Here is a 24709-nt window from a genome sequence, read left to right as displayed (position 1 = left end):
TAAGTCAGCTTTCATACAAAAGTAACCTTAGCTTACTTAAATAGTGAAGAAGTCCCAAGCATTACTCTGCCTGGGACTTCTTCAATCTGTTTGATTCATATTAGGCTCGCCGCAATTAGATGATTACAGCATTTCCTTTCGAAGCTCAGCTCCAGACTTAGGCGACAAATAGCCTAGCGGAATATCAAAGATCGTCTTAGCGCCTCTTTGACCCTCTTCAGCAAGCTTATAGGCTGCTCTTGCACATGCTACTACAACACTCGCTGTAAACTCAGGATTACTGTCCAGCTTCAAACCAAATTCAATAATTTGCGTATTGCCTGTTCCTGTTTTGCCGCTGCGAAGCACCATGCCGCCATGAGGCATTGCAGAATGCTTAGCTTTCAGCTCGTCTTCTGTAATAAAGTGTACCGTTGTATCGTAGTCAGCGAAATAATTCGGCATCGTTTTGATTTCATTTGCGATTGCCGTCTCATCAGCGCCTTCTTCCTTCACAACATAACAAACACGGATATGCTTCTCGCGAGTATCCAGCTCAGGATTTTCTCCAGCGCGTACTCTCTCGACAGCATCTTCACTTGGGATCGTGTACTGCACGCCATTTTTGACGCCATTCACACGGCGAATCGCATCGGAATGACCTTGGCTCACACCTTTGCCCCAGAACGTATACTCCTTGCCTTCTGGCAATACCGCTTCGCCAAGCAGGCGATTCAAGGAAAACAATCCTGGATCCCAACCGGTGGAGATTACTCCAATCTTGCCGCTTGCAACCGCAGCTTCGTTAATAGAATCGTAATATTCCGGAATTCGCGCATGGCGGTCAAAGCTGTCCACCGTATGAAACATTTTTACGAATTGCGGGCCTTGCTCAGGCAAATCAGTAGCCGAACCGCCGCACAAAATCATAACATCAATTTCATTGGTAAACTTTTCTGCGTCATCTATCGTATATGCTTTTGTCGTTGAAGTAATAGTAGCCGGGTCGCGTCTCGTAAAGATAGCCTTCAGCTCCATATCGGGGCTTTGTGCGATTGCAAGCTCTACTCCACGGCCCAGATTGCCATAGCCTACTATTCCAATCTTAATTTTTTTATTCAATCTAACATCATCCTTCATTATGACGGTTATTAGATCCAGCCGCGTGCTTCCATTGCAGATGCAATGCGCTTGATAGAAATCATATACGCAGCAGTTCTGAAGTCAGTTTTGAATTCATTTGCCATATCGCGAACTGCTTCATAGGAAATAATCATATTTGTTTTTAGACGATCCAATACTTCTGCTTCGCTCCAGTAGTAGTGCTGAAGATTTTGTACCCACTCGAAATAGGAAACGGTAACTCCGCCTGCATTAGCAAGAATATCTGGGATAACTGTAATATCTTTGCTGAATAGGATGCGATCTGCTTCAGGGGTAGTTGGTCCATTAGCGGCTTCTGCGATGATTTTTGCTTTAATGTTGTCTGCATTAGCTGCCGTAATGACATTCTCTAGAGCGGCTGGTACGAGGATGTCTACTTCTAGTTCAAGCAATTCTTGGTTTGTAATGATATGGGATTGGCCATATTCTGCAATGGAGGAATTGTCTTTCAAATTACCAACAACCTCAAGATCAAGGCCATTTGCATCATAGATACCGCATTTCGAATCACTTACTGCTACAACCTTGCAGCCTGCTTCGCTTAGCAAGCGCGCTGCAATTCTTCCCGCGTTTCCGTACCCTTGAATAGCAACTGTCGCGTTCTCAACCGGCAATCCTTTGTCCTCTAGTGCTGCAAGAATCGTGTACACACAGCCTTGAGCTGTTGCTTCATTACGACCCTTAGAGCCACCGACAATTAGCGGCTTGCCTGTAATAACGCCAGGTGAATAAGTGCCTTTCAACCTGCTGTACGTGTCCATCATCCAGCCCATGATTTGCGGGGTAGTGTACACATCTGGTGCAGGTATATCTTTGTCCGGTCCAACGAAGTCTACAATTGCTTCCATAAATCCTCTACTAATCCGTTCAACTTCAGCTTTGCTGTAATCATGAGGATCACAAATTACGCCGCCTTTGCCACCGCCATACGGCAAACCTACTACACCACACTTAAAGCTCATCCACATCGACAAAGCTTTCACTTCATCAAGTGTAACTCCCGGGTGGAATCGAATTCCTCCCTTTGTAGGTCCGATCGCATCATTGTGCTGCGCTCGAAAGCCTTCAAAAACTTTAACCGAACCGTCATCCATTTTTACTGGAAAGCTTACCGAAAGCACACGCTTTGGATGCTTCAATAAATTAGTGACATGCTCCGGCAGTTGCAACAGCTTTGCGGCTGCATCAACCTGCTGTTGAGCGATCTCATAAGGGTTTAAATTCTCTTTAACCGTAGTTGCTGTCATACCGTTTCAGTCCTTCTTTTTAAAGTTCGACTCGAGGCAGTAGCCGATTTAATAATTTTAACCTGTCATATCTTATTTTGAAAGGATTTTTTCACAAAAAAATGTGTATATTTTTAGGAATTTGTCCAATTGTCATTAATATGTCTTTAATTTTAACCAGATTTTATAATATATCCGCCCTGCTTTAAGCTTGCCTAGATGTTGTGTCTTCCTCTTAAACAGCAACCCGATCTTGTAGTAAACAAGACATAATAAGCACAGGCTTACCCTTTCTAGACATTCGAATAAGCAGGGTGGACTGGAAATAATTACATTACTTGCGGTGCATTTTGAATTGCAAAAATAGCTCATTATAGTGCGACAGCATTTTAGCGCCCAGATTGTTATAAACCTCAAGCCGCGCCGTTAATTCCTCATCCGGATAAAAGCGCTCATCTCCTGAAATATCTTCGGGCAACAGCTCCAGAGCAGCTTTATTAGGCGTAGAATAGCCGACATACTCTGCATTTTGCGCGGCGACCTCAGGATCGAGCATAAAATTAATGAACTGGTGCGCTCCTTCAACATTGCGCGCAGAGGCTGGAATAACCATATTATCAAACCATAGATTTGAACCTTCTTCAGGAACTGTATATTCCAGCACATCGTTTTCATCCATTATTTCTGAAGCATCGCCGGACCATACTAAGCCTACAGTAGCTTCCTCATTGGCCAACAGCATTTTGATTTCATCGCCTACAATAGCCTTTACGTTGGGTGTCAGCTTCGTAAGCTTCTTCACCGCTTCCTGCAAATGCTCTTCATTCGTATCATTCAAGGAATAGCCCAAGCTGTTAAGGCCCATTCCTATAACCTCTCTCGCCCCGTCCACCAGTAAAATTTGATTGCGCAGCTGTTCGCTCCACAATTCATCCCAGCTTTCAAAGGTCAGATCGCCAACCAAATCAGGATGATAGACGATGCCTAAAGTTCCCCAGAAGTATGGGATTGAATACGCATTGTCCGGATCAAAGGAAAGATGCATAAAGCGCGGATCAATATATTGCAAGTTCGGCAGCTTGCTATGATCCAGCTTTTGAAGCAAATTTTCCTCCTTCATTTTGCTGATGGCATACTCTGAAGGAATACTGATATCGAAGGCGGTTCCGCCTTGCGAAATTTTAGTCATCATCGCTTCGTTGGAGTCAAAGGTTTGGTAAATAACTTTAATTCCGCTTTCCTGCTCGAACTGCTTAATTAAATCTGGATCAATGTAGTCTCCCCAATTGTAGATCGTCAGTGTATTTCCACTGGAATAGCCTGCGCTGGAGTTAAGCATTTTGGCTGCGTACATCATTCCTAAAGCTGCTATAACGACAAGTAGAAATGTGCGGACTAGCTGTTTCATCCTCTCTCCTCCTTGCTGGCAGGCTTTTGATTCCGCTGATTAATAAAGTAATAGCCTGCAACTAGTAATATGGTGAAGAGGAACAGCAATGCCGAAAGCGCATTGATCGACAAGGACACTCCCTGTCTTGCCCGTGAATAAATCTCGACGGATAATGTTGAATAGCCATTGCCAGTAACAAAGAAGGTCACTGCAAAATCATCCAGCGAGTATGTTAATGCCAGGAAGAAGCCGGCAAATATGCCTGGTTTAATGTAAGGCAAAATTACTTTTGACAGCACATCCCATGAGCTTGCTCCAAGATCACGAGCCGCATCGATGAGCGTGCTGCTCATTTCCTCAAGCTTAGGCAATACCATAATAACGACGATCGGCACGCTAAACGCAATATGGGCCAGCAATACCGACACGAATCCCAACTGAATGCCAATAAACGTGAACAATATTAAAAATGACGCACCGATAATGACATCCGGACTTACGATTAATACATTGTTGAGTGTAAGCAAGGTCTGCTTGGGACGATTGCTGCGCAGCTGATAAATTGCAATCGCGCCAAGTACGCCCAGTATTGTCGAAATAACAGCAGACAGCAGCGCTATTACGAACGTATTCAACACAATAATAAGCAAACGCGTATCCTGGAATACATCGGCATAAAACTCCCACGTAAACCCTTCGAAGCTGCGCATGGAGCCGCCGCTGTTAAACGAATACAAAATCAGATAAAAAATCGGCGCATATAAAATAATAAATATAGCAATCAAGTAAAGATTGGAGAGCTTCCATCTATTTTTTAACAATGTCCAGCACTCCTTTCTTTCTGCTGCCGGTCAGCACCATAAATAATGCCATCGCAATGATAAGGAACACGGCAATCGTCGCACCCATTCCCCAGTCCTGCGTAACAAGAAAATGCTGCTCAATAGCTGTTCCAAGTGTAATAACCCGATTGCCTGCAATAAGGCGCGTAATCATAAACAAGGAAAGCGCAGGAATGAAGACGGACATGCAGCCTGCCTTAACACCGTTAATCGTTAACGGGAATATAACTCGCTTAAATGTAGTCCAAGCCGATGCCCCCAAATCTCTGGCCGCAAACACTAGAGTTGGGTTCATTTTTTCGAGGGCGTTGAATATAGGCAATATCATAAATGGAATAAATATATATACGGCAACAAATATAAAACTGAAATCTGTAAATAAAATTTGTTTCGTGCCGATACCGCTCCATTCCAGCACAGCATTAACAAACCCATATGTGCCAAACAAGCCGATAAAAGCATATGCTTTCAACAACAGGTTAATCCAGCTTGGCACGATAATGAGCAGCAGCCATAATTGCTTATGCTTTGTCTTGGTCAGTAAATAAGCGGTCGGATAAGCTACCAGCAGTGAAAATGCTGTAATTAAAAAAGCATACCAAAACGAGCTTAGCGTCATTTTCAAATAAACAGGTGTAAAAAATTTTTCGTAATTACTGAACGTGAAATTGCCTTCTACATCAAACAAAGAATAGTACACAATCAATACGATTGGCGCAATGACAAATAGGGCAATCCATAGTAGATAAGGGATTAGGTATAAGCTTCTTGCCTTATTAGCCATCGCTATCATTCTCCCCGCCGTAGGACTCGAGACGCTTGTCGAATTCCTCCTCCGTCTCATTCAAACGCATGACATGAATCGCTTCAGGATCAAAATAAAGACCAATATGCTCTCCAACCGCAGCTTTCCGTGTAGAATGCACCAGCCATTCATTGTTCGCAGCGTCATAGCAGCAAATTTCATAGTGGACGCCGCGGAACAGCTGTGAGTCTACCCGTACCTGCAGCTTGCCTTTGTCAGGAGAAGTAATTTCTAGATCCTCGGGCCGAATGACAATATCCACTACTTCATTAGGAAGCAGCCCTTGGTCGACGCATTCATAGGCATGGCCGCCAAACTCCACCTCGAAATCTCGTGTCATTTTACCCTTGACGATATTGGATTCTCCAATAAAATCTGCAACAAAACGGTTAATAGGCTCATCATAAATATCTGTAGGCGTGCCTGACTGCTGAATTTTTCCGCCATTAATAACGAATATTTCATCTGACATGGCAAGCGCTTCTTCTTGATCATGCGTAACAAAAATAAACGTGATGCCGAGCCGCCGCTGCAGCTCGCGCAGCTCATACTGCATCTCTGTTCGAAGCTTCAAATCGAGCGCAGACAGCGGCTCATCGAGCAGTATAATCTCCGGCTCATTTACAATCGCCCGGGCTATAGCTACACGCTGCTTCTGGCCGCCGGACATCTCGGAAATTTCTCTATTCTCATATCCGCTAAGGTTAACAAAACGCAGCGCTTCTTTAACCTTTTCGGCAATAGCAGCATTTTTAAGCTTTTTAATACGAAGACCAAATGCTACATTCTCAAATACATTGAGGTGCGGAAATAATGCGTAGTCTTGAAATACCGTATTCACCTGCCGCTCATTGGCAGGAACCTTATTAATAATTCGCCCGTTAAAATAAATATTCCCTTCAGATGGTTCCGTAAATCCAGCAATTAATCTTAGAATTGTCGTTTTGCCGCAGCCGGAAGGACCTAGAAGGGTATAGAACTTGCCTCTTTCAATTGTAAAGCTGACATCCTTCAAGACTGCTTCCTCATTATGAGCATACCGCTTCGTCACATGTTCAAAGCGAATAATCGTTTGCTCCCGCATTGCACATACTCCTTTTACGTCATATTGCCCATGATTATACAGCAAATTTTAACGATCGTCGTCATATTATACAAAAAAATTCCCCACCCCATATCTTCTTCTACGAAGACATATGCTGATGAGGAATTGTGTATCGTTAGGATTGGCTTTCCAGCGCTTCTTTATGCTTCTTTAGATCATCGCCCAGATCATCCTTGATGCTGGTGTCCGACAGCTTGGTCCCCGACCGATAAGCGGACCGGACAATCATATGGCCAGCTACCGGAGCAGTCAAAAATACAAAAATAATTCCGAGCAGCAGTCTGATGCTAATAATGTTATGGACGAACCAAAAGTATATAAAGGTAGCGAGCAATACAAACATAATGCCTAGAGTAATACTCTTGGTAGCGGCATGAGAACGATTATAAACATCTGGAAGGCGTATAAAGCCAAGCGAGCTTATCAAGCTGAGAATTGTGCCTGATATGATTAAAATAAGCACAATAATTTCAATGATCGCGGTTCCGTTCAATCACGACACCTCTTTCCAAAAATCTGCATAGGGCGATTGTGCTGAGGAATGCCAGTATGCCGATTAGCAGAATCGTCTCCAGGTAAGCCCTGGAATCAAGCAGGATCGATAGAATCGCAATAATCCCAATAATGCTGTAGCTGATTGAATCAAGCGCTAATATGCGATCTGGCAAAGTAGGCCCTTTTACAACGCGATACAGAGCGATAACGATAGATATTGACAAGAGGCTCATACATATAAAGAGCAGCGTATCGAACATTAGCCCATCACCTCTCTAATCGCTTTCTCAAACAAGCGCTTCGTCTTCTCGATCTCTCCCTGAAATTCGGCAACATCCATAGCGTGGACATAGAGAATTCCTTCGTCTGGCGCTACCTCCATAATGACAGAGCCTGGCGTAAGCGTAAGCAGATTGGACAGCATCGTAATTTCCCATTCCGACTTGAGCGAGGTAGTCATTTTGAATATCCCAGGCTGAATATTAATTTTGGGACGTGTAATTTGAGCGATAACAATAACACTCGACTTTACAATTTCGATGCCAAATAAATAAAGCAGTTTAATAATAGCCCATACTCTGCGGCCGTAGAAAGGTGTTGGGAAGAATCGTCTTAGTATAAAGATCATATTCATTCCAATGACGTAGCCGATCATAAAGGTTAATGTATTCCACTCATCATGAAGCAGCATCCATACCATTGCAATGAGCAAATTGAGCAATATTTGCATCGTCACTTTTCTATCACTTCCTCCCTGATCAAACGGCCGGCGCTACGAAGAGTACAGCACAGCCTCTATATATAAAGATGGATTTGTCATCACCTGTACAGCTTCATTGACAAACAGCATGACACCCTCTGCTCCAACACCCATTCCAACTACGAGAATGGCAAGTATCGCCGCCGGCAGCAATGCACCCTTGCCAGTCGATTTTTCCTCGCCTTCGCTCAGCAAGGTTTCTCCCCAAAAGCTGTTAATAAATATTTTGATAACGGAATACAACACGAACAGGCTTGTTATAATTCCGATTGCTGTCATCACATATTGCTGCTCTGAGATTCCACTCTTTAAAACGGTTATTTTACCGATAAATCCGCTAAGCGGCGGAACGCCTGCCAATGCTAGCGCAGCTAACAGGAACAGCCAGCCAAGCCATGGACGATAGCGGATAAGCCCGCTTATTTCTTTAAGCTTATCTGTGCCGGCAATACTGATAATAGTACCCCCAAGTATGAAAATTAATGCTTTAGCGAGCATATCGTGAATGAGATAATACAAAGCTCCGCCAAGCGATTCAGGAGTGGCAAGTGCGATGCCGAATACAATAAAACCGATAGAAATAATGATGTTGTAGACGAGAATCGGTTTGATGCTCCAATAAGCAACCGCGCCTATTGCGCCAAGCACCATCGTAATAGCCGACATCCACAGCATTATTTGATGGGTAATTTGCGGCTCATGATTAAATATTAAAGTGAACGTTCTAAGTATGGTGTAAATACCGACTTTAGTCAGCAATGCGCCGAACAAAGCCATAATAGGAAGCGGCGCCACACGATAAGAGCCTGGCAGCCAGAAAAATAAAAGCAGCGCTGATTTCAATCCAAATACAGTGAGGAGCAGCAAGCTTACTGTTGTCAGCAAGCCTGTTTGGCCTGATTCCGCCACTCTTTCAGCCAAATGGGCCATATTGAGCGTGCCTGTAATCGAGTACAAATAAGCGATTGCTATAACAAACAGGCTAGAGGAAAGCATATTAATGACGACATACTTAATCGTCTCCCGAAGCTGCGTTTTCCCGCTGCCCAAGCTAATGAGCACATAAGATGCCAGCAGCATCACTTCAAAAAATACAAATAGATTAAAAATATCTCCTGTCAAAAACGAACCGTTTACCCCTGTCAACAGCAGCAGCATTAAAGGGTAAACATAGTTGCTTTTGCGCTGCTCTCCAATCGAATGCTGGGCATATAAAATACAGGCGAGCGTTACTATAGAAGCTACTGCTGCCAGCAGCACAGCGAGCATATCAGCTACGAGCGGAATACCGTACGGCGCCCTCCAGCCCCCAATATGCAAAACCTGTATTCCGTTATTGTATACCTGGCCGATAAGCATCAGGGAGACAACAAGCGTCGCCGCTGCACCAGATGTAGCGATAACATGCTGAAGCTTGTGGCGCCCTTGAAAAAAGAATAAAACAATCGCAAATAGCAGCGGAAGAAAGATTGGAAGTACAACTATATTATTCATCGGTTTGTCCCCTTAGCTTCTCCACATCATCAGTACCCAGCTCTTGATAAGCCCGGTATCCCAGCACTAATGAAAATGCAGTAAGTGCAAAACTGATAACGATGGAGGTAAGTATTAACGCCTGCGGTATCGGATCGGTGTAGCTCTCGGCGCCTTCTCCCAGCAAAGGAGCGGCCCCCTTCTTCAATCCGTTAATTGCCATTAGCATCAAATGGACACCATGCGAAAACAAAGACAGGCCCAAAATAATACGCAGCAGCGATTTACTTAAAACAAGATAGGTTGCGACCGTAAACAAAATTCCTGCGATAATTGTAATAAATATTTCCATACTACGCGTCCTCGCTTATGCTTTGAATAATCGTCATAGTCGTGCCTACAACTGCACAGTATACGCCTAAGTCGAACAATACGGCGGTCGCAAGTCCCGTTTCCCCGAACAATGGCAAATTTACATACTCATACTTTTGCGTCAAAAAAGGAACGTCGAACAAAAACGCCCCAGCGCCGGTTAGGACGGCAAGCAGCAAGCCGACAGCACCTAAAATCCGGAAATTCATAGGCAATATTTCGAGCACAGTCTGAGCATTGAAGGAAATATAGAGCAGCAGCAAGGCAGACGCTGTAATAAGGCCGCCGATAAAGCCGCCTCCCGGATTGTTATGGCCGGCAAACATAATATAGATGGAGAACGTTATAATGATAAAGACAAGCACCTTGGCCGCCGTTTGCAAAATCGTATCTTTGAAGTTCATTATTGTCCCCCTTTTGACTTACGCATCTTGATCAATGTGTATATGCCAATTCCTGCTGTAAACAGCACGACAATCTCCAGCATCGTATCAAAGGCGCGGAAGTCAACCAGCAAAGCGTTAACCATATTTAAAGCACCTGTCAATTCGTATGCATTCTCGAAAAAGACAGTGATGGACGGGAACAGCTTATGCCCCATAGCCGATAATCCGACTAAGGTAAGCGTTAAGCCAACACCTATAGAAATAGTTAAATGAGCTATATTTAACGGCAATCGTTTCATTTCTGCTTTCAGCTTAGGCATAAAATAAAAGCACATTAAAAACAACGCTGTCGTTATCGTTTCAACAACCAGCTGAGTTAATGCAAGATCCGGCGCTCTGAATATAACAAAGAACAGCGACACCAAATAGCCAACCGCACCTACGGCAATGACGGATGTGACACGGGAATTAACAAATATAATGTACACTGCAACAATTGCAATCGCGATGCCCAGTACGTATTCATATACTTTTATCGGAGATGCGTACGACCAGTCGATAACGAACGCACGCTGCAGCAGCAATGAGCCGCCAATTACAATAATGACAAAAGAAAACAGATACATTAAATAAGTATTTAAGCTTCCGGTCATATATTTGGCGGTCCAATTGCGCGAATTGCGTTCCAGCGCCTGCAAACCTTTTTCGTAAGCATTATTCAACGTATATTTGCGCGGCAGATTGTCATAAATTTCTGCCCAGCGTTTAAATTGCTTATGCAATATCGTTCCCAGAATAACGATTCCTATCGTCATAAACAGTTCTGGCTGAAAGCCATGCCATGCCGAAATAGGCTCTACAAAGCGCTCACCTTCCGGCAGGAAATTCGGCAGCACCGCATGCATAGCAGGCTCAAGCACGTTGTTCGCAAGCAGATTCGGGAAGAAAAATACGAGCACAACAAGCAGCGCCAATATGCCAGGCGGAATAAGCATGCCAAGCGGAGCCTCATGCGGCTTGCGGTCAAGCAGCTCTGGCCGATAATTGCCAGTAAAGGTTCTGAAGACAAGCCTCAGGCAGTATACGAATGTAAACACGCTGGCAAGCCAGGCGGCAATCGGAATAAGCACTGTCCAAGTGGCCATATTGCTTGATACTGACAATACGCTTGTAAAGAACATTTCCTTACTTAAAAATCCGCTGAATGGCGGCAAGCCTGCCATTGACAGCCCGCCGATCAGCGTCAATGTAAATGACACCGGCATAATGCTCATCAAACCGCCGAGCTTACGGATATCCCGTGTGCCCGTCTCATGGTCAAGTATGCCGACAACCATAAATAAACAGCCTTTAAAGATAGAGTGGTTAACCAAGTGAAATATAGCGGCCTGCAAGGCAAAAGCAAACAGCTTGTATTGATCGCTGAATTGTCCATTAAGCGCCAAAGAGCCGATGCCGAGCAAGGTCATCACAAGCCCCAGCTGGCTTATTGTGGAATAGGCCAGCAGCGCCTTCAAATCAACCTGGCGAATGGCCATAAAGGAGCCCCAGAATAACGTGATCATCCCTACCGTCACAATGATCCAGAACCATTCCATTTCGCCGCCAAAAATAGGCGTAAATCTGGCTACGATATAAATGCCCGCCTTAACCATCGTTGCGGAATGCAAATAAGAGCTGATCGGCGTAGGAGCCTCCATCGCGTCAGGCAGCCATATATGAAATGGAAATTGGGCTGATTTCGTAAATGCACCAAGTAAAATCAAAAGCATAGCTGGCACAAAAAGCCCGCTTGCCGTAATTTGGTCCAATGCTCCGATCATTTCTCTTATACTGAAGGTGCCTGCAACATGTCCGAGCATAAGAAATCCGATGAGCATGGCGAATCCGCCAGTCATTGTGATAAGCATCGCCTTCTGCGCCCCATAACGGGAATTTTTGCGCTGATACCAATAAGCGATAAGCAGGAAAGATGATACACTTGTCAGCTCCCAGAACAAGTAAAGGACAATGACATTATCAGAAAGCACTACGCCGAGCATTGCCCCCATGAACATGAGCAAATAGACGTAAAAATTGTGCAGCGCCTCCCGTTCCTTCGACATGTAGTAAATCGAATACAGCACGACCAGCAATCCAATACCGGTTATAATCAGCAGGAACAGAAGCGATAAGCCGTCCACATACAAAGAGAAATGGATACCCAAAGAAGGGACCCACGGAATAGAAAATTGCATAGGGGTCATTGCTGAATTAAGAGGAAAATACGATGATATGAAATACGTAAAAAAATAACTGAAAAGAGTAAGCGGAACGAGAAGCACGAACCACCCGGTATGTATGTTGCGGAATTTCTTAAATAAAACAGGTACTAGGCAGGCAAAGAGAAAGGGAGTCAGTACAGCTGCGTGCAATAAGGACAATACGGGCCCTCCTATATCTTTTTTTTCTTTGTTGAATGATTAAGACTTATACAATAACAATTAGACACTTCTTGCCTTGGACTCATAGGCAAACTTCTTGCCTTGAACTCAATGGAGCTATCAGGCTGTTGAAAAACTCGTTTGGAAACTCTAACGAATGCTAGTAGCGCTATTATGCCGAAAAAGCTTGTTTTAAATTTGTAACGAATTGTAGCATGCTTATTGGCTGTAAAATGCTGCCCAAAAGAGTATTTTTTCACAGATAACGCCTTGATGATGCGTTAGAATTTCAAAAGGTGCATTTTATGCGAAATAGCGCCTTCAGAATTCGTTACAAAATGAATGGCTTCTGGAGCTCCGCTCCACGTCTGTTATCCAGGTATTAAGGCCGCAAAGCTGTTTCAACAACCTGCGCCATGAATGTAATTTATAACAATATCTTATAATTATACGAGCTAACTCTTTATCCTTAAGAAAGGATTTCCACAAGACAGCGAAGCCGTTTATCCTTTAATTATAAAGCTTAATAAATTTTTCACTGTAAACTTGTTCTTATAATATGCCGGTAAACGCGCCTGTCTAAAAGACAGCGGAGCCGTTTATCCTTGATTAGAAAGTTCTCATACAATGTCTAACAGTATTATTATACACTATAGTAATTGACAGAACCAAACAAAAAATGTACTCTGTAGTCAATGTTGTGAACATTTGCATGGATTTTGGGCATAATAATAAGGAACAGCTTGCATTTGCCCGGCAAAGAATTAATAATGAGGTGACCTCTTAATTGTGGAACGGTAAAATGGATGAAAGCATACTCGTTTGTGTTTATTACGGTCCAAACGGAGAGCGACTAATTCGTAGAGGCGGAAAAATTGCTAATATGCTGAACTGCCCTCTATATGTTCTCACAGTTGACCCGCTGCCCGAAGATGAATTGGATATCGAGAAGACGCATTACATTGAGCATTGGAAGCAATTGGTGAAGGAACATAATGCGGAGCACTTTTATATAAAGTACAACGAGAGCCGCCCTGTTGCAAAAGTCATTGGTGAAATAGCCAGAAAACATAATATTACCCAAATCGTATTGGGCCAAACCGCGCAAAGCAGATGGAAGGAAATTACGAAAGGCTCCTTCATCAATATTTTGCTGACTGAAATTCCTTTTGTCGATCTCCATATCGTGTCGGTATCCCGAGATCTTGAAAATCATGGCGAAGGATATTACGAAAAAGGAATTCGCGCATATTTGCTCAAAGAAAATGACCACTACCGCCTTAACTTCAATCATACAACTCAAGATGTTTACGAAGGCATCTTCTATAAAGAAATCGGTACAGACTTCAACAACGGCACCTTTAAGTTTATGAAGGATAACTGCATGATTGAAGTGCAAATTGTAGACGACTATGTAAAGGATATGCCTGCTTACCCGCGGGCTGCTAACGATCCGAATAAGAAAGAGCAATAGCCAGACACCTATAGACGCCGACTTTCATCGGCGTCTTTCTCTATGCTGGCGACAAGCTTATATTTTCGCTATAATTAAAAGAATTAAAAAAGAGGAGAGTTTGCCATGACATGGACAGAAATTACGACAATGGCGCAATGGGAAAATGCTTACGAGCAATCCGCAGCACGGCCAATCGTCGTCTTAAAGCATAGTACAACTTGCCCCGTCAGCGCGAATGCTTACCAAGAGTTCAGCAACTATTTGCAGGGCGAGCCGCGCAGCGACGTTAATTACTATTGGGTGAAGGTCATTGAATCACGTCCCATTTCAAATGCTATTGCCGAAGCTACAGGAGTAAAGCATGAATCACCACAGGTTCTGTACATCGATAACAAAGCAAAAGTGTGGACGGCTTCCCATTGGTCAGTCACAAAGGCTCATATGAGCGCAGTGCTGGACTAGTTTCGCAATAGGCTTTTTGAACAGCATATAGACCTTAAGAAACATACGGGCAGAGTATGAGTATAGCGCTTATATTCTGCTTTTTTTTGTTATTTTGCGCCTCCTTCCCCTAATTCCATTACTATAAGACTATCCCTCCGCCCTTCTTCATACTTAAGACTCTATGTGAAATAGTGCCTGCATATACAACATGGTTGTATCATTTAGCCCATTCTAATTCCTGTTTAATTATGGTTAATTTGTAGATGTCGGAATAAATCGTTTTTAGTAGGAGGATTTGCAGTGAAAAGACGTTTGACATTTTTACTAGTTATAACAGCACTGATATGGGGAACTGTGAACTATACGCCAGTTCCGGTACAGGCTGAAGCTGTCCCGGTATTTTCTGACATAAAGGGACATTGGGCGGAAAAAACGATTACTGAGATGGTCGAAAAAGGAATTCTGGACGGATTTTCAGACGGCACGTTCAAACCAAACGACCCGGTTAAGGTAGACCAATTTATTAAGATGCTTATTTTATCGTACACCGATCTTCACAGAAACGGTTCACGCACCTGGAACAACCTATTTTTGCAGTCACTAAGCGCAGAGAATCAAGCCATTATTAAACAGGACTATCGTTACTTCAACTTTCAGCCTAACCCTGTAGGCTATTGGGCAAAAGATTTCATTGATATTGCAAGCGATTTACATTTCTTAAACAAAAACAGATACAGCGACTTTCAAGCGGATATGAATCGCGAGCATGTCGCGGAAATTATTTATTATACACTGCAGGAAACCGAGTTTTTAGAGGATGGCTCATTCGGTCAAAAGATGGCACAGCAATATGGCGATTTAATGGGGGCCTCCGAGCGTGAGCAGCGCTTTATTGCAGAATCCTTGGTCAAAGGAATTATGGAAGGCTTTCCAAATGGATTTTTTGGCGTAGGCACAAAAGTAACTCGCGCTCAAGCGCTCGTTATTCTCAACAGGCTGACAGATAAGGCAAAACGCTTGGCGATTGAAGTATCGCCTGAAAACTTTGAAAAAGTCGTACCTACCGCTAACAACGGCAACAAAATCGTCGTCTTCCCTGACCAGCGCATGTGGGATGCTTATGAAGCTTTAACGGCTGTAGGCCAGCTGCGCGGAGCCAATCACGATCTATACGAAACGACACTGCGCTTCTACAAGGACCAGTTAGAGAAGGACGCTGTCACCAAGCCTTTGGCCGGCTCCCCGCCTGAATATGAGGAAGCAGCTATCTGGCTTGATCCGCAGTATAATACATATGGCATTACGATAAGGCTCCGTGACGGTTCGCTTGCACGCAACCAGGAAGCAATAGACCAATTCGCCAATCACTTATTCGGTTATAATGCTATCTCTTTCCGCGAGCTGTTCAACGAAGTTTGTACACTGGTGCAAGAAGGAAAAGCAGTAATTGCCCGCAACAAAATAATTGGCAATGACCAAATTAGCATTCATATTGACGAGAAAGCAAAAACAGTTATTTTTTCAATTGCGACAAAAAGATAACTGTACAGATTAAGTAAAAAGAAATGATGACCATGCGATCAAGCTTTTCTGTTGCTTGCTTCCGCTGCGGTCAACCAGATTGATTGATAGTATGAATGAGTGTTAGTACGAATAAGTTTTATTGCAGCAGCAAAAACAAGCTAGCTTCCTATAAACAGGCAGCTAGCTTGTTTTTACTTGCCTAATTCATTTAATTTGCTTTGCGAAAGCAATTCAGCTTATACGTCCTGCCATAAGCAGCTCCATATTGAATAATCCGTTTAATCATCGTCTGATCGCGCAGTACCGCAAATGGACAATGATCGGGCCTTACATTAACCTCAAGTATCCATGGCTTCAGATTGCGATCGATGGCAATATCGATTCCGATTTCTTTCAGCTTCGGATTTGCGCGATGCATCTTTTTCATCGTTTGAATGCCGATTCGTTCCAGCTGCCGCATTAAGCGCTGATGGTTGGAAAAGCCTGTATGATTATACAGCAGCTGTTGGGCGGGCATAATGCTACCGCCTTGCGTACCGTTGCTAACGATTTTCCCGGGCTGCGCGACCCTTCCTACTATACCTGTAACCTCCCAGCCTCCGCTTGGCGAACGCTGGACGACTACACGCAAATCAAACACATTGCCATCATGCTTCAGCGCATGAATACCACGCTGTACAATATACCTCTTCCCTTTTGTTTCCTTCAGCAAGGCGCCGTACAATGCCTCATAATCTCCAAATACACGGCGACTGGCTCCTAGCTGATAGGCATAGCTGATACGCCTGCCATTGTACTGGTCATAAAAGCGCTCCACCCTCATTACACCGCGTCCCAATGAGCCGATCGAAGGCTTCACATATACCATGCCGTTAGAGGCAAGCATGGTATTGAGCGTTGTTCTTGTCATTGGCCTTGTAACTGGAATATGCTTCTGCAATGAGGCTTCACTGCCCAGAAGCTTTGTTTTTCTCCATTTGCTCGACAACTTTTGAGCGCTGCTAATATGCAATCCTGATACATACAGCATCCTCATCCTCATATTCTCCTTTTTATTAATGGATTGACCCTAGTCTCTTTTACTTTGCAAGGTGCATGTATTATCATACGTAAGAAGAGAGACAAACGATTTAGGCTGCTGTCAAGCCTTCTGGATTTTAGTCAAATTTATATGCTATGATAAGACTTGCTTGTCCAGCTTCAATCTCTAGGAGGATAGGGTACAATGATACAAATGACAAAACGCATCGCATTATTTCTTGCTGTAGCTGCCATGGCACTGACCATTGCTGCATGCGGCGCCAAGCCCGACAATACAACGGAATCGACACCAACGGCTACGCCTGTTCCTAAGCAGTCTGAGCAGCCTGCTGCGCCAGCATCAACCGAGCCGCCTGCCAAACAACTGGAACTGCAAAGCTCAGATCAGCATCCTGTTCTGACGATTGAGCTAAGCAATGATAAGGTTATTAAAGTGGAGCTTTATCCTGAAGTAGCACCTAATACGGTTAATAATATGATTTCACTTGCAAATAAAGGCTTTTACGACGGATTGATTTTCCATCGTGTCATCCCACGCTTCATGATCCAAGGCGGAGATCCTCAGGGCAACGGTTCTGGCGGACCAGGCTATTCCATCAAAGGTGAATTTACGAACAATGGCTTTGAGAATTTGCTTATTCATAAGCGCGGCGTTATTTCTATGGCCAGAGGCAACGGGCTGCCTGACTCAGCAGGCTCGCAATTTTTTATTATGGTAGCTGATTCCCCGCACTTGGATAAGGATTATGCTTCCTTTGGCGAAGTCATCGAAGGTATGGACGCTGTTGATGAAATAGTAGAGCAGAAGAGTCAGAATAACAGGCCTCTTGAGCCGATCGCAATGAAAAAAGTAACGGTGGATACAAAAAATTTAACTTTTGAAGAACCCGTTATTATTAAGTAAAAATTACGGTTAAAGATTTCGTATGGATGTGGCGTAGATAGCAGCGTAACAAAAACTTGGACAGACGTTCCGCTATTATGCATAAATTGCTTCTTTTGCCCGCTAAAAGTGACAGGCGTTCCGCTATTGCTCCAAAAATCATAAATAAATGGCCAAATCGAGGCAAATAGCGGAATGTATGTCCGCGAAACTTTGAAAACAGCAATTTGTGAGCAAATAACGGAACGTATGTCCGCGAAACTTCGAAAACAGCAATTTGTGAGCAACAACGCAACGTTTATCCATCGAAATCAAAGTTTTCGTTAAATAAAATCACCTATCGGTGACCTAACTTGCCATCATCGTGTGCAAAAAATAAACGATGCGATGTTATTTGCGGTGCGGACATCCATGACCGTTAGAACCAAAAAAGCAGTCTTTTTGTTGTGTATGCGGACACTTATGACCATTAGAAGAACATTCCGCCGAATTTTCTAGCTTTTTTCCCGCTAACGGACTTTTCTGTCCGCTAGAAAGTGGAAGTTGGCGAAATATGAGCGCTAATGGACATCAGTGTCCGCATTATTAGGATCAATTCGAGCTCGACATACTTATCCACAATTTTATCTGATGCATAATTTCCTAAACAAAAATAAAAAACGGTTCGCCCTTGTCTAAGGACGAACCGTTTTTTATTTAACCGTATTGTCCGACAGTCGACGACAGGCGTCTAATAGCCTCGTAATCAGGACGGATAACCAAATCATCCAAGTACGCCGAAACGACGCTGCCGGGCCGCCTTGCCCGGTTCAGCGCGGCTATTATTTCATTTCCAGTTGCAATTCCTACACCATGGCCAAAAAACAAATTCGTATCGAGCATAATAGCATTCTCGCCCTGCCACTCCATATTTGCCGGATTGACATCGGGATTTTTGAAATATACAACATCTCCTGGATAGATATTGCGATTATCATAGGAAGAAACAAGCCTCAGATCATTATCATGCTGCCAGTCGCGCAAATATAAATTTTGGAAATAATAATTAAACGCATCATCGCCGATCGTCTCCAGTACCGCCTTATAAAGCATAATAATAATAGCTCCGGCACATTCGAACGCATATTTATTCCCATTAATAAAAATATCACGAACGCCCACTGATGGAGGAACGTTAGGCTTTAACAAAAATCCCCCATTGCTCGTACGCGTCCAATACTGCTCATTGCATCTTGAATTGCTGAACACAGCAAACCCGACTCCGCTTCTATACATAGCTTTTGCTGCTTCCACAATTTGTGTTCTCAGCTTTAGCTCAAATAATAATGCGTCAAGCGAATCATAGCGATACACTACCGGGCTATTCTGCTTGCTTCGAACAATTTTCCATTCCAGTTCAGACAACATACGCGGGTTGATTTGAGATAAATCGCCGCCTGAAATAACGATCACAGAGCACCCTCCCTCCAACCTTTTTTTAAAATATAGGAAAGTATATGTTTTCATCTTATACTTGATCCTATATTTCACCGAGAAACGGCACATCCCTTAGCCAAGGACGAAAGCGTTTCTTCTTGGTTCAATTAGGTTATTGTACGTATCGGGCTTGCAATTGGTGACCACTATAACAGACGGCGATTTAAATACGAACTATTTATAATCTACTAAGCAATTAAAAGTCCAGCTTTCACAAGTCCATTGCGAATGCCTTTTTCATCTACATGACTCGTAATATAATCGGCAAATGGCAGTAAATCAGGGTGCGCATTGCCCATTGCTACGCCAAAGCCTACTGTATCCAGCATTTCCTTATCATTCAATCCATCGCCGAATGCGGCTGCTTCCGCAGTTGAAATTCCCAGCTTGTCAAGCATCGCAATAACGCCTACCGCTTTGGATATGCCGTTAGGAAGCACATCCATCGCCTGATCATGCCAGCGGATCAGCGTAAAGTCTTCCCTCAAATGATCATACAAATGCTCATCTGCGCTCACGCAGTGAAGAAAAATTTGCATAACATCCTGCTCCTGCCAGAAATTCGGATTGTAATCAGGCATATCAACCTTTAACGATTTGATCGCTGCAGTTACAAATGGATCGTCAATGCCATTCGTGCTGAAGGTATGCTCGCCTTCAAATACCAGGCTGTGCTTATTCTGTTCTGCAGTGCTGACAAACTTAGCCAGCACGTCCTTTGAAATGGCTCTTTTAAAAATAGGCACTCCTTTGTACACAACGTATGAACCATTCAAGCAAACATAGGACTCTATATTCAACTGCTCCAATAATGGCTGGATGAAATAAGGTGCTCTGCCTGTCGCGATAACAGGCTCAACACCGCTTTCCTTCAATTGCTTGATCGCCTCTATCGTATCAGCAGGAATTACTTTTTCTTCGTTAACCAATGTGCCATCAATATCAAAAAAGACAACCTTGTAGCTCATTCTCCTATCCCCTATCTTTTTATAGTCTGACAATCGACGATTAACCTTTTATACAGTATAAAGAATATACCCTGATTTTGCACGAACTTTCCGCCATTATAAAGGAAACCGCTGCTTGACTAATACTGGGAATGGTTGGTATATTAGTGTCAACCGCTAACTGAGGAAGCACCCGTAGCATACGGCTTTAAGCCGTAATACGGGTGCTTTTTGCTGTGCGGAATTTTTATTTTAAGGGAGGAAAGATCAATGAGGCAACGTATGAAGCAACTCGCCGCTTTTTGGATCGCTTTAACACTTGTCGCATGCTTGCCCGGCTACGCAGCAGGAGCATCCTATCAATTTTCTGCCAGTGCCAAGGCAAACTTTGACAAAATGGCCGGAGCAGCCAGTGCAGCTATGAAGGAGCAGCTGACTTCTCAGTACAATAAGCTGCAAGAGCACTACAAGCAAGAGCTGGAATGGGAGCATAAAATCAAGACGATTCACGCCAACAATGAAGGGCTTGAGAAAAAAATCCGCAATCAAATACAAATGCTGGACAATGATCGAATAAAACAGCTGGAATCGGATATTGCCAAGCTGAAAAAACGATATGAGCCCGTTATTAAAGTGTATGACACGCAGCGCAATCAATTAAATATGATAAAAGCCGTTAAAACTAGCAATAAAGAGCTCATAAAAGTTATGAATGTTTCGGTTTCAATATCAAAAGCTGCAGCCGATCATGCCAAAGCAGAAATTCGGCGCCAGGAAGCGAACTTGAAGGCTGCTCGCTCTGCCGCTAATGAGAAGAAAAAAGAGCTGCGCAGCATGCTTGCGGAAGGCGCTTCGCTCACCAGCAAAATTAAAATTGCAAAAAGCGCCATCCAAGCTTCTAACAAACTGTATACAACTGAAGGCAAATTGCTGTCGCAAGCTGTACGCCAGCAGGCTGCCGGCGCTGCCCTGCAATCTATGCGAAAGATGAATGAGCAGGCACAAGCAATTAATAAGCAAAAAAGCTCCATCTACACCCTTGAGCAGCAATATAGCCAGCTGTTAACGAAGGTTCAGCTAAGAATGCGGTAGCAGCACTTCAATCTGCCTGCATAGCAAGGATAAACGGCTACGCCGTCCTTTGGACAGGCGCGTTTACTGGTGAAATATAAGAACGGGTATAAGAATACAAAAACTTATACTTTCTTATATTTCAAAAAGTGTGAAAGCAGGAGTCTGACTCCTGCTTCCACACTTAGCTGCGGCTATTTTTTTATTTTCAAATAAATAAATCTTACGACTTCAACAACAATTCCAAGCGCAATACCTGCAACGATCAGCTGCATAAACACAAGAATACCTATTAATTCCTCCCAGCCTGTTGTGCCGCCAGAGTAATAAACCATCAGCACTAAGCCAAGCAGCAAGCCGGCATTTGAGCAGGCCCACATCCTCGTAGCCCCGAACCAGCCCATCAGGCTGTATACAACCGACAATATGAAGGAAAGAAGAATAAGACGCAGTGCAATGATTACATCAAAATCCTGTCCAATAATTAAGAAGCGAGAGAGCATAATTAACACACTGATTACTGCAGTGGACATCAAGCCGAATGTGAGCCAATTGCGACTATGCGGTGGCGGAATGATGCGCATCGGGCACGCTCCTTCTCAAGACATGATTATTTTGCTTCACCTATAATGTACTTAAACAATAAACGCAATGCAATCGCTATTAGTTGCAGGGCGACCCCCTATTATGCAGTTACAGGAACTTGGATCGAGAAGTTTGCAGCCTGACGTTCTTTCTTTTATAAGGAGGTGTCGGGTAGTCCGTTATCGTTCGAAAGGCCGTTGCTGCACAATGAATCATATGGCCTTCGCTGCTAACCGTCACATTCCCGCGCGTTACTTTATTTTTGTAGCAATACTGCCCTTCCGATTCCGAAATAAACATTAGGTTTCGAGCAATGCGTTCCGCTGTAATTAACGGGTACTGCTTGTACAGATACTTATAAATAGGCTTATACTGCAGTTTATTTGCTGAAGTGTCCATTCGAAGCCCCTCCTTAAGGATACAAAAATTTATACGTTCTTAAAATAAAAGCACCGCACTAAGGTAAATACCCTCAGCACGGTGCTTCCGCATATATTTAAATTTACCTACACTATAGCATTCCGCCTATAAACCCGCAACTGCCTGAGCAGCGATAATTTGTTTGCTACACGCCAGTAATTATGCTACACTATTGCTAATTAAAGGAATGGAGGCTTATATACATGATAGATTCTATCCGCTTAAGGTCTGTGCGCATCTAATCGAACAGCACTTACTCTGCTCTGTGCAGGGGACTCAGGATAGCTCTGTCTATATATGCCTATCACTCTCATATGCGGGATTATGCACTTTAGCATGCTGCGCAGCGATTAGCTGGATTCATATCCGGACGATGCTATGCGCATACTATCGTATGCCATAATCGTGCGGCTTTATGTATAATATTGACGTTTATCGTCCATATTTGATACGAATGTCACTGTGAGATGATGTATTCTGAATCCTCTAACGATTAATGCTGCACAGGCTGAACATGCCTGTGCTTTTTTGTTGTTGCGCACCATCATTTCATACCCTGTTAACCGGGTTATTCGAGGAGGATTTATATATGCATGAAAAAAAATATAACGCCATACTTGTTGGCGTGGAAACTCAGCTGCAAGGTGATTTTGCCTATTCCATGCAGGAGCTTAACAATCTCGCGGAAGCATGCGATATTAACGTCGTTGCCGAGCTTCATCAAAAAGTGGAACGCCCTCATCCGGGCCATTATGTTGGCAGCGGAAAAATACAAGAAATTATTGCGCTAATGGAGGCACACGAAGCTGAGGTTGTTATTTGCAATGATGAGCTGTCTCCTTCGCAAATACGCAATTTGGAGGCTGCTTTGGAATGTACGGTTATTGACCGCACCATTCTTATACTGGATATATTCGCCGATCGCGCCAAAACACGTGAAGCACAGCTTCAGGTCGAGGTTGCGCGCTTGCAATATATGCTGCCGCGCTTAGTAGGACTGCGCGCTTCGCTTGGCAGACAGGGCGGCGGCGCAGGGCTCAGAAACAGAGGTGCCGGCGAAACCAAGCTGGAGCTGGATCGCAGACGGATCGAGGAGAGAATATCGATGCTGCAAGCCGATTTGGAGAAGCTCGTAGCTGTCAGAAAGGTGCAGCGCAAGCAGCGCCATAAAACAGAAGTGCCCGTCGTCTGCCTGGTCGGCTATACGAATACGGGCAAATCAAGCCTTATGAACGCAATGATCGAAAAGTTCGACGGCCAGACTACCAAGCAAGTATTTGTAAAGGATATGCTGTTTGCTACTCTGGAAACGTCCGTAAGAAGCATCGGGCTGCCGGATCACAAATCTTTTTTATTAACTGACACTGTAGGCTTTGTAAGTCAGCTTCCTCACCATCTGGTCAAGGCGTTTCGCTCCACGCTAGAGGAAGTGACGGAAGCTGATCTGCTCATCCACGTCGTTGATTATTCCCATGACGATTACGAGCAGCTGATCAAAGTTACCGAGGAAACGCTAAGAGACCTAGGCGCTGATCACATACCTGTTGTTTACGCCTACAATAAGTGCGACCTCACCAATCAGCCCTACCCTCGCGTCAAGGAGCCAGTGCTGTACATGTCGGTTCGCGAAAGAAGCGGCTTGGATGAGCTTGTCGAGCTGATTCGCAAGCATGTATTTCATGATTATAAAACGTATGATCTGCTCGTCCCTTACGATCAAGGACGACTGGTATCCTTCTTCAACGAAAATGGCCATGTCCAAGAAATGAGCTATGAGGAAGAAGGCACGCGTATGAGGCTAGAGTGCCGGATCGCGGATTTTGAGAAATACAAAGAGTATGTAACCTTATTGTAGCTGTTTGCTGATTTGAAGAGAACGTGCTTAACGCCTGACGATGTCGATTAATTGTGGGCAACGATAGGCAAGCAAAAAGAAAAAAATTGGACTACAACAGCGGTCGGAATCCCAGCCTTGATCGCAGTAACATCCCTTTCGTTTGCTTATTGCCCTTATCTGCAATTAATCGACACCCTACTACAATGCGCTATTAGGCCAAAATCTGCCGATTTGATTTTTTAATGGAGATCAGGTGCGTTATGCTATTCTTCATTAGATTTCAGGAGCAACACGGCTTCGTAGCTTTTAATAACCTAACGAACCTCAAAAGACTGTCCATTCATTGTGGATAAAGGCGAAAAAAGGAAAGGCTCAGCACACATGTCCAACAGTCTCAACCTGTAACGGTTGTGGGAAGCGCTATTTCGTGAAAAATGAGGTTTTTTAAACTGTAACGGTTGTAAGTTGCGCTATGTGTGAACTTTTGCCCTATTTATGCTGGAATTTAGGCAAATAAGGCTTCTTACAACCGTTAGCTTTTTGGAATGAGCTGATTACTGTATATTAGCGCTTCTGGCAACCGTAAGGCCTATTTCATTAACTAT

Annotated in this window: 24 protein-coding genes; 6 read left to right on the top strand and 18 right to left on the bottom strand. The window is 43.8% G+C overall.

From position 1 onward, the window contains the following. Positions 1 to 123 precede the first annotated feature (123 nt). From V1L65_RS18970 to V1L65_RS18910, 13 genes are all read right to left on the bottom strand, one after another. Positions 124 to 1119 carry a diaminopimelate dehydrogenase gene (locus V1L65_RS18970; protein ID WP_331700800.1) on the bottom strand — a complete coding sequence of 332 codons (996 nt, stop codon included), beginning with the start codon at positions 1117 to 1119 and terminating at the stop codon, positions 124 to 126. Positions 1120 to 1130: 11 nt separating this feature from the next. Beyond that, positions 1131 to 2390 (bottom strand): Glu/Leu/Phe/Val family dehydrogenase, encoded by a 1260-nt coding sequence (locus V1L65_RS18965; protein WP_331700799.1) that lies wholly within the window; start codon positions 2388 to 2390, stop codon positions 1131 to 1133. A 313-nt stretch (positions 2391 to 2703) separates the two neighbouring features. Then, on the bottom strand, positions 2704 to 3777 hold the full coding sequence (locus V1L65_RS18960) for an ABC transporter substrate-binding protein (protein ID WP_331700798.1): 1074 nt from the start codon (positions 3775 to 3777) through the stop codon (positions 2704 to 2706). Then, positions 3774 to 4580 (bottom strand): ABC transporter permease, encoded by an 807-nt coding sequence (locus tag V1L65_RS18955; protein WP_331700797.1) that lies wholly within the window; start codon positions 4578 to 4580, stop codon positions 3774 to 3776. Before V1L65_RS18955 ends, V1L65_RS18960 begins: the two co-directional genes overlap by 4 nt. Further along, positions 4567 to 5385, bottom strand: coding sequence for an ABC transporter permease (locus V1L65_RS18950; RefSeq protein ID WP_331700796.1), 819 nt, complete (start codon positions 5383 to 5385; stop codon positions 4567 to 4569). Before V1L65_RS18950 ends, V1L65_RS18955 begins: the two co-directional genes overlap by 14 nt. Continuing rightward, the gene (locus tag V1L65_RS18945) at positions 5378 to 6490 is read right to left on the bottom strand and encodes an ABC transporter ATP-binding protein (RefSeq protein WP_331700795.1); all 1113 of its coding nucleotides are present in this window, start codon (positions 6488 to 6490) and stop codon (positions 5378 to 5380) included. The genes V1L65_RS18950 and V1L65_RS18945 overlap by 8 nt, the downstream gene beginning before the upstream one ends. 136 nt (positions 6491 to 6626) lie before the next feature. Beyond that, complete coding sequence (mnhG, locus tag V1L65_RS18940) at positions 6627 to 7004, bottom strand: monovalent cation/H(+) antiporter subunit G (protein WP_331700794.1); 378 nt, start codon at positions 7002 to 7004, stop codon at positions 6627 to 6629. Next, positions 6982 to 7266: a Na(+)/H(+) antiporter subunit F1 gene (locus tag V1L65_RS18935; protein WP_331700793.1), complete on the bottom strand. Its 285-nt coding sequence runs from the start codon at positions 7264 to 7266 to the stop codon at positions 6982 to 6984. Before V1L65_RS18935 ends, mnhG begins: the two co-directional genes overlap by 23 nt. Continuing rightward, positions 7266 to 7736 (bottom strand): Na+/H+ antiporter subunit E, encoded by a 471-nt coding sequence (locus V1L65_RS18930; RefSeq protein ID WP_331700821.1) that lies wholly within the window; start codon positions 7734 to 7736, stop codon positions 7266 to 7268. Before V1L65_RS18930 ends, V1L65_RS18935 begins: the two co-directional genes overlap by 1 nt. A 42-nt stretch (positions 7737 to 7778) precedes the next feature. Further along, on the bottom strand, positions 7779 to 9260 hold the full coding sequence (locus V1L65_RS18925; protein WP_331700792.1) for a Na+/H+ antiporter subunit D: 1482 nt from the start codon (positions 9258 to 9260) through the stop codon (positions 7779 to 7781). After that, a complete protein-coding gene (locus tag V1L65_RS18920; RefSeq protein ID WP_331700791.1) occupies positions 9253 to 9591 on the bottom strand; it encodes a Na(+)/H(+) antiporter subunit C in 339 nt (112 codons plus the stop codon). The genes V1L65_RS18925 and V1L65_RS18920 overlap by 8 nt, the downstream gene beginning before the upstream one ends. A gap of 1 nt (position 9592) precedes the next feature. Beyond that, entirely contained in the window at positions 9593 to 10015 is a 423-nt protein-coding gene (locus V1L65_RS18915) for a Na(+)/H(+) antiporter subunit B (RefSeq protein ID WP_331700790.1), read from the bottom strand. Beyond that, on the bottom strand, positions 10015 to 12420 hold the full coding sequence (locus V1L65_RS18910; protein WP_331700789.1) for a Na+/H+ antiporter subunit A: 2406 nt from the start codon (positions 12418 to 12420) through the stop codon (positions 10015 to 10017). The genes V1L65_RS18915 and V1L65_RS18910 overlap by 1 nt, the downstream gene beginning before the upstream one ends. A gap of 802 nt (positions 12421 to 13222) precedes the next feature. Here V1L65_RS18910 and V1L65_RS18905 point away from each other — a divergent pair. From V1L65_RS18905 to V1L65_RS18895, 3 genes are all read left to right on the top strand, one after another. After that, positions 13223 to 13894, top strand: a complete 672-nt coding sequence (locus tag V1L65_RS18905; protein WP_331700820.1) for a universal stress protein — start codon at positions 13223 to 13225, stop codon at positions 13892 to 13894. A 105-nt stretch (positions 13895 to 13999) separates the two neighbouring features. Further along, positions 14000 to 14338: a bacillithiol system redox-active protein YtxJ gene (gene ytxJ, locus V1L65_RS18900; protein ID WP_331700788.1), complete on the top strand. Its 339-nt coding sequence runs from the start codon at positions 14000 to 14002 to the stop codon at positions 14336 to 14338. A gap of 282 nt (positions 14339 to 14620) precedes the next feature. Continuing rightward, positions 14621 to 15862 (top strand): S-layer homology domain-containing protein, encoded by a 1242-nt coding sequence (locus V1L65_RS18895; RefSeq protein ID WP_331700787.1) that lies wholly within the window; start codon positions 14621 to 14623, stop codon positions 15860 to 15862. Between the two features lie 190 nt (positions 15863 to 16052). Here V1L65_RS18895 and V1L65_RS18890 read toward each other — a convergent pair whose 3' ends face one another. Continuing rightward, entirely contained in the window at positions 16053 to 16880 is an 828-nt protein-coding gene (locus V1L65_RS18890; RefSeq protein WP_331700786.1) for a YheC/YheD family protein, read from the bottom strand. Positions 16881 to 17069: 189 nt separating this feature from the next. Between V1L65_RS18890 and V1L65_RS18885 the strand changes: the two genes are divergently transcribed. Then, the gene (locus V1L65_RS18885; RefSeq protein WP_331700785.1) at positions 17070 to 17789 is read left to right on the top strand and encodes a peptidylprolyl isomerase; all 720 of its coding nucleotides are present in this window, start codon (positions 17070 to 17072) and stop codon (positions 17787 to 17789) included. Between the two features lie 675 nt (positions 17790 to 18464). Here V1L65_RS18885 and V1L65_RS18880 read toward each other — a convergent pair. Beyond that, positions 18465 to 19220 (bottom strand): protein-glutamine gamma-glutamyltransferase, encoded by a 756-nt coding sequence (locus V1L65_RS18880; protein WP_331700784.1) that lies wholly within the window; start codon positions 19218 to 19220, stop codon positions 18465 to 18467. Positions 19221 to 19432: 212 nt separating this feature from the next. Continuing rightward, a complete protein-coding gene (locus V1L65_RS18875; protein WP_331700783.1) occupies positions 19433 to 20212 on the bottom strand; it encodes a Cof-type HAD-IIB family hydrolase in 780 nt (259 codons plus the stop codon). A gap of 249 nt (positions 20213 to 20461) precedes the next feature. On the opposite strand from V1L65_RS18875, the gene V1L65_RS18870 reads away from it, so the two are divergent. Further along, positions 20462 to 21283, top strand: a complete 822-nt coding sequence (locus V1L65_RS18870) for a hypothetical protein (protein WP_331700782.1) — start codon at positions 20462 to 20464, stop codon at positions 21281 to 21283. A 173-nt stretch (positions 21284 to 21456) separates the two neighbouring features. On the opposite strand, the gene V1L65_RS18865 is transcribed toward V1L65_RS18870, so the two are convergent. Both V1L65_RS18865 and V1L65_RS18860 read right to left on the bottom strand, forming a co-directional pair. Next, on the bottom strand, positions 21457 to 21846 hold the full coding sequence (locus tag V1L65_RS18865) for a hypothetical protein (protein WP_331700781.1): 390 nt from the start codon (positions 21844 to 21846) through the stop codon (positions 21457 to 21459). A gap of 109 nt (positions 21847 to 21955) precedes the next feature. Next, entirely contained in the window at positions 21956 to 22246 is a 291-nt protein-coding gene (locus tag V1L65_RS18860) for a hypothetical protein (RefSeq protein ID WP_331700780.1), read from the bottom strand. 610 nt (positions 22247 to 22856) lie between these two features. On the opposite strand from V1L65_RS18860, the gene hflX reads away from it, so the two are divergent. After that, positions 22857 to 24122, top strand: coding sequence for a GTPase HflX (hflX, locus tag V1L65_RS18855; protein ID WP_331700779.1), 1266 nt, complete (start codon positions 22857 to 22859; stop codon positions 24120 to 24122). The last annotated feature ends 587 nt before the right edge of the window (positions 24123 to 24709 follow it).

It is taken from the genome of Paenibacillus sp. IITD108 (genome assembly GCF_036541265.1).
In the GTDB taxonomy this organism is placed as follows: Bacteria; Bacillota; Bacilli; order Paenibacillales; family Paenibacillaceae; genus Pristimantibacillus.
The sequence above is the reverse complement of the archived record's forward strand: the minus strand, read 5'-3'. Positions and strand labels throughout refer to the sequence as shown.

Bases quoted from the DNA above. Each gene is read 5' to 3' on its own strand.
- V1L65_RS18865 (WP_331700781.1), bottom strand. From the start codon at position 21,846: ATGCGCATCATTCCGCCACCGCATAGTCGCAATTGGCTCACATTCGGC.
- V1L65_RS18915 (WP_331700790.1), bottom strand. From the start codon at position 10,015: ATGAACTTCAAAGATACGATTTTGCAAACGGCGGCCAAGGTGCTTGTC.
- V1L65_RS18970 (WP_331700800.1), bottom strand. From the start codon at position 1,119: ATGAAGGATGATGTTAGATTGAATAAAAAAATTAAGATTGGAATAGTA.
- V1L65_RS18960 (WP_331700798.1), bottom strand. From the start codon at position 3,777: ATGAAACAGCTAGTCCGCACATTTCTACTTGTCGTTATAGCAGCTTTA.
- V1L65_RS18945 (WP_331700795.1), bottom strand. From the start codon at position 6,490: ATGCGGGAGCAAACGATTATTCGCTTTGAACATGTGACGAAGCGGTAT.
- V1L65_RS18920 (WP_331700791.1), bottom strand. From the start codon at position 9,591: ATGGAAATATTTATTACAATTATCGCAGGAATTTTGTTTACGGTCGCA.
- V1L65_RS18885 (WP_331700785.1), top strand. From the start codon at position 17,070: ATGATACAAATGACAAAACGCATCGCATTATTTCTTGCTGTAGCTGCC.
- V1L65_RS18905 (WP_331700820.1), top strand. From the start codon at position 13,223: ATGGATGAAAGCATACTCGTTTGTGTTTATTACGGTCCAAACGGAGAG.
- V1L65_RS18860 (WP_331700780.1), bottom strand. From the start codon at position 22,246: ATGGACACTTCAGCAAATAAACTGCAGTATAAGCCTATTTATAAGTAT.
- V1L65_RS18890 (WP_331700786.1), bottom strand. From the start codon at position 16,880: ATGAGGATGCTGTATGTATCAGGATTGCATATTAGCAGCGCTCAAAAG.
- V1L65_RS18965 (WP_331700799.1), bottom strand. From the start codon at position 2,390: ATGACAGCAACTACGGTTAAAGAGAATTTAAACCCTTATGAGATCGCT.
- V1L65_RS18875 (WP_331700783.1), bottom strand. From the start codon at position 20,212: ATGAGCTACAAGGTTGTCTTTTTTGATATTGATGGCACATTGGTTAAC.
- ytxJ (WP_331700788.1), top strand. From the start codon at position 14,000: ATGACATGGACAGAAATTACGACAATGGCGCAATGGGAAAATGCTTAC.
- V1L65_RS18870 (WP_331700782.1), top strand. From the start codon at position 20,462: ATGAGGCAACGTATGAAGCAACTCGCCGCTTTTTGGATCGCTTTAACA.
- V1L65_RS18930 (WP_331700821.1), bottom strand. From the start codon at position 7,736: ATGCAAATATTGCTCAATTTGCTCATTGCAATGGTATGGATGCTGCTT.
- hflX (WP_331700779.1), top strand. From the start codon at position 22,857: ATGCATGAAAAAAAATATAACGCCATACTTGTTGGCGTGGAAACTCAG.
- V1L65_RS18925 (WP_331700792.1), bottom strand. From the start codon at position 9,260: ATGAATAATATAGTTGTACTTCCAATCTTTCTTCCGCTGCTATTTGCG.
- V1L65_RS18935 (WP_331700793.1), bottom strand. From the start codon at position 7,266: ATGTTCGATACGCTGCTCTTTATATGTATGAGCCTCTTGTCAATATCT.
- V1L65_RS18950 (WP_331700796.1), bottom strand. From the start codon at position 5,385: ATGGCTAATAAGGCAAGAAGCTTATACCTAATCCCTTATCTACTATGG.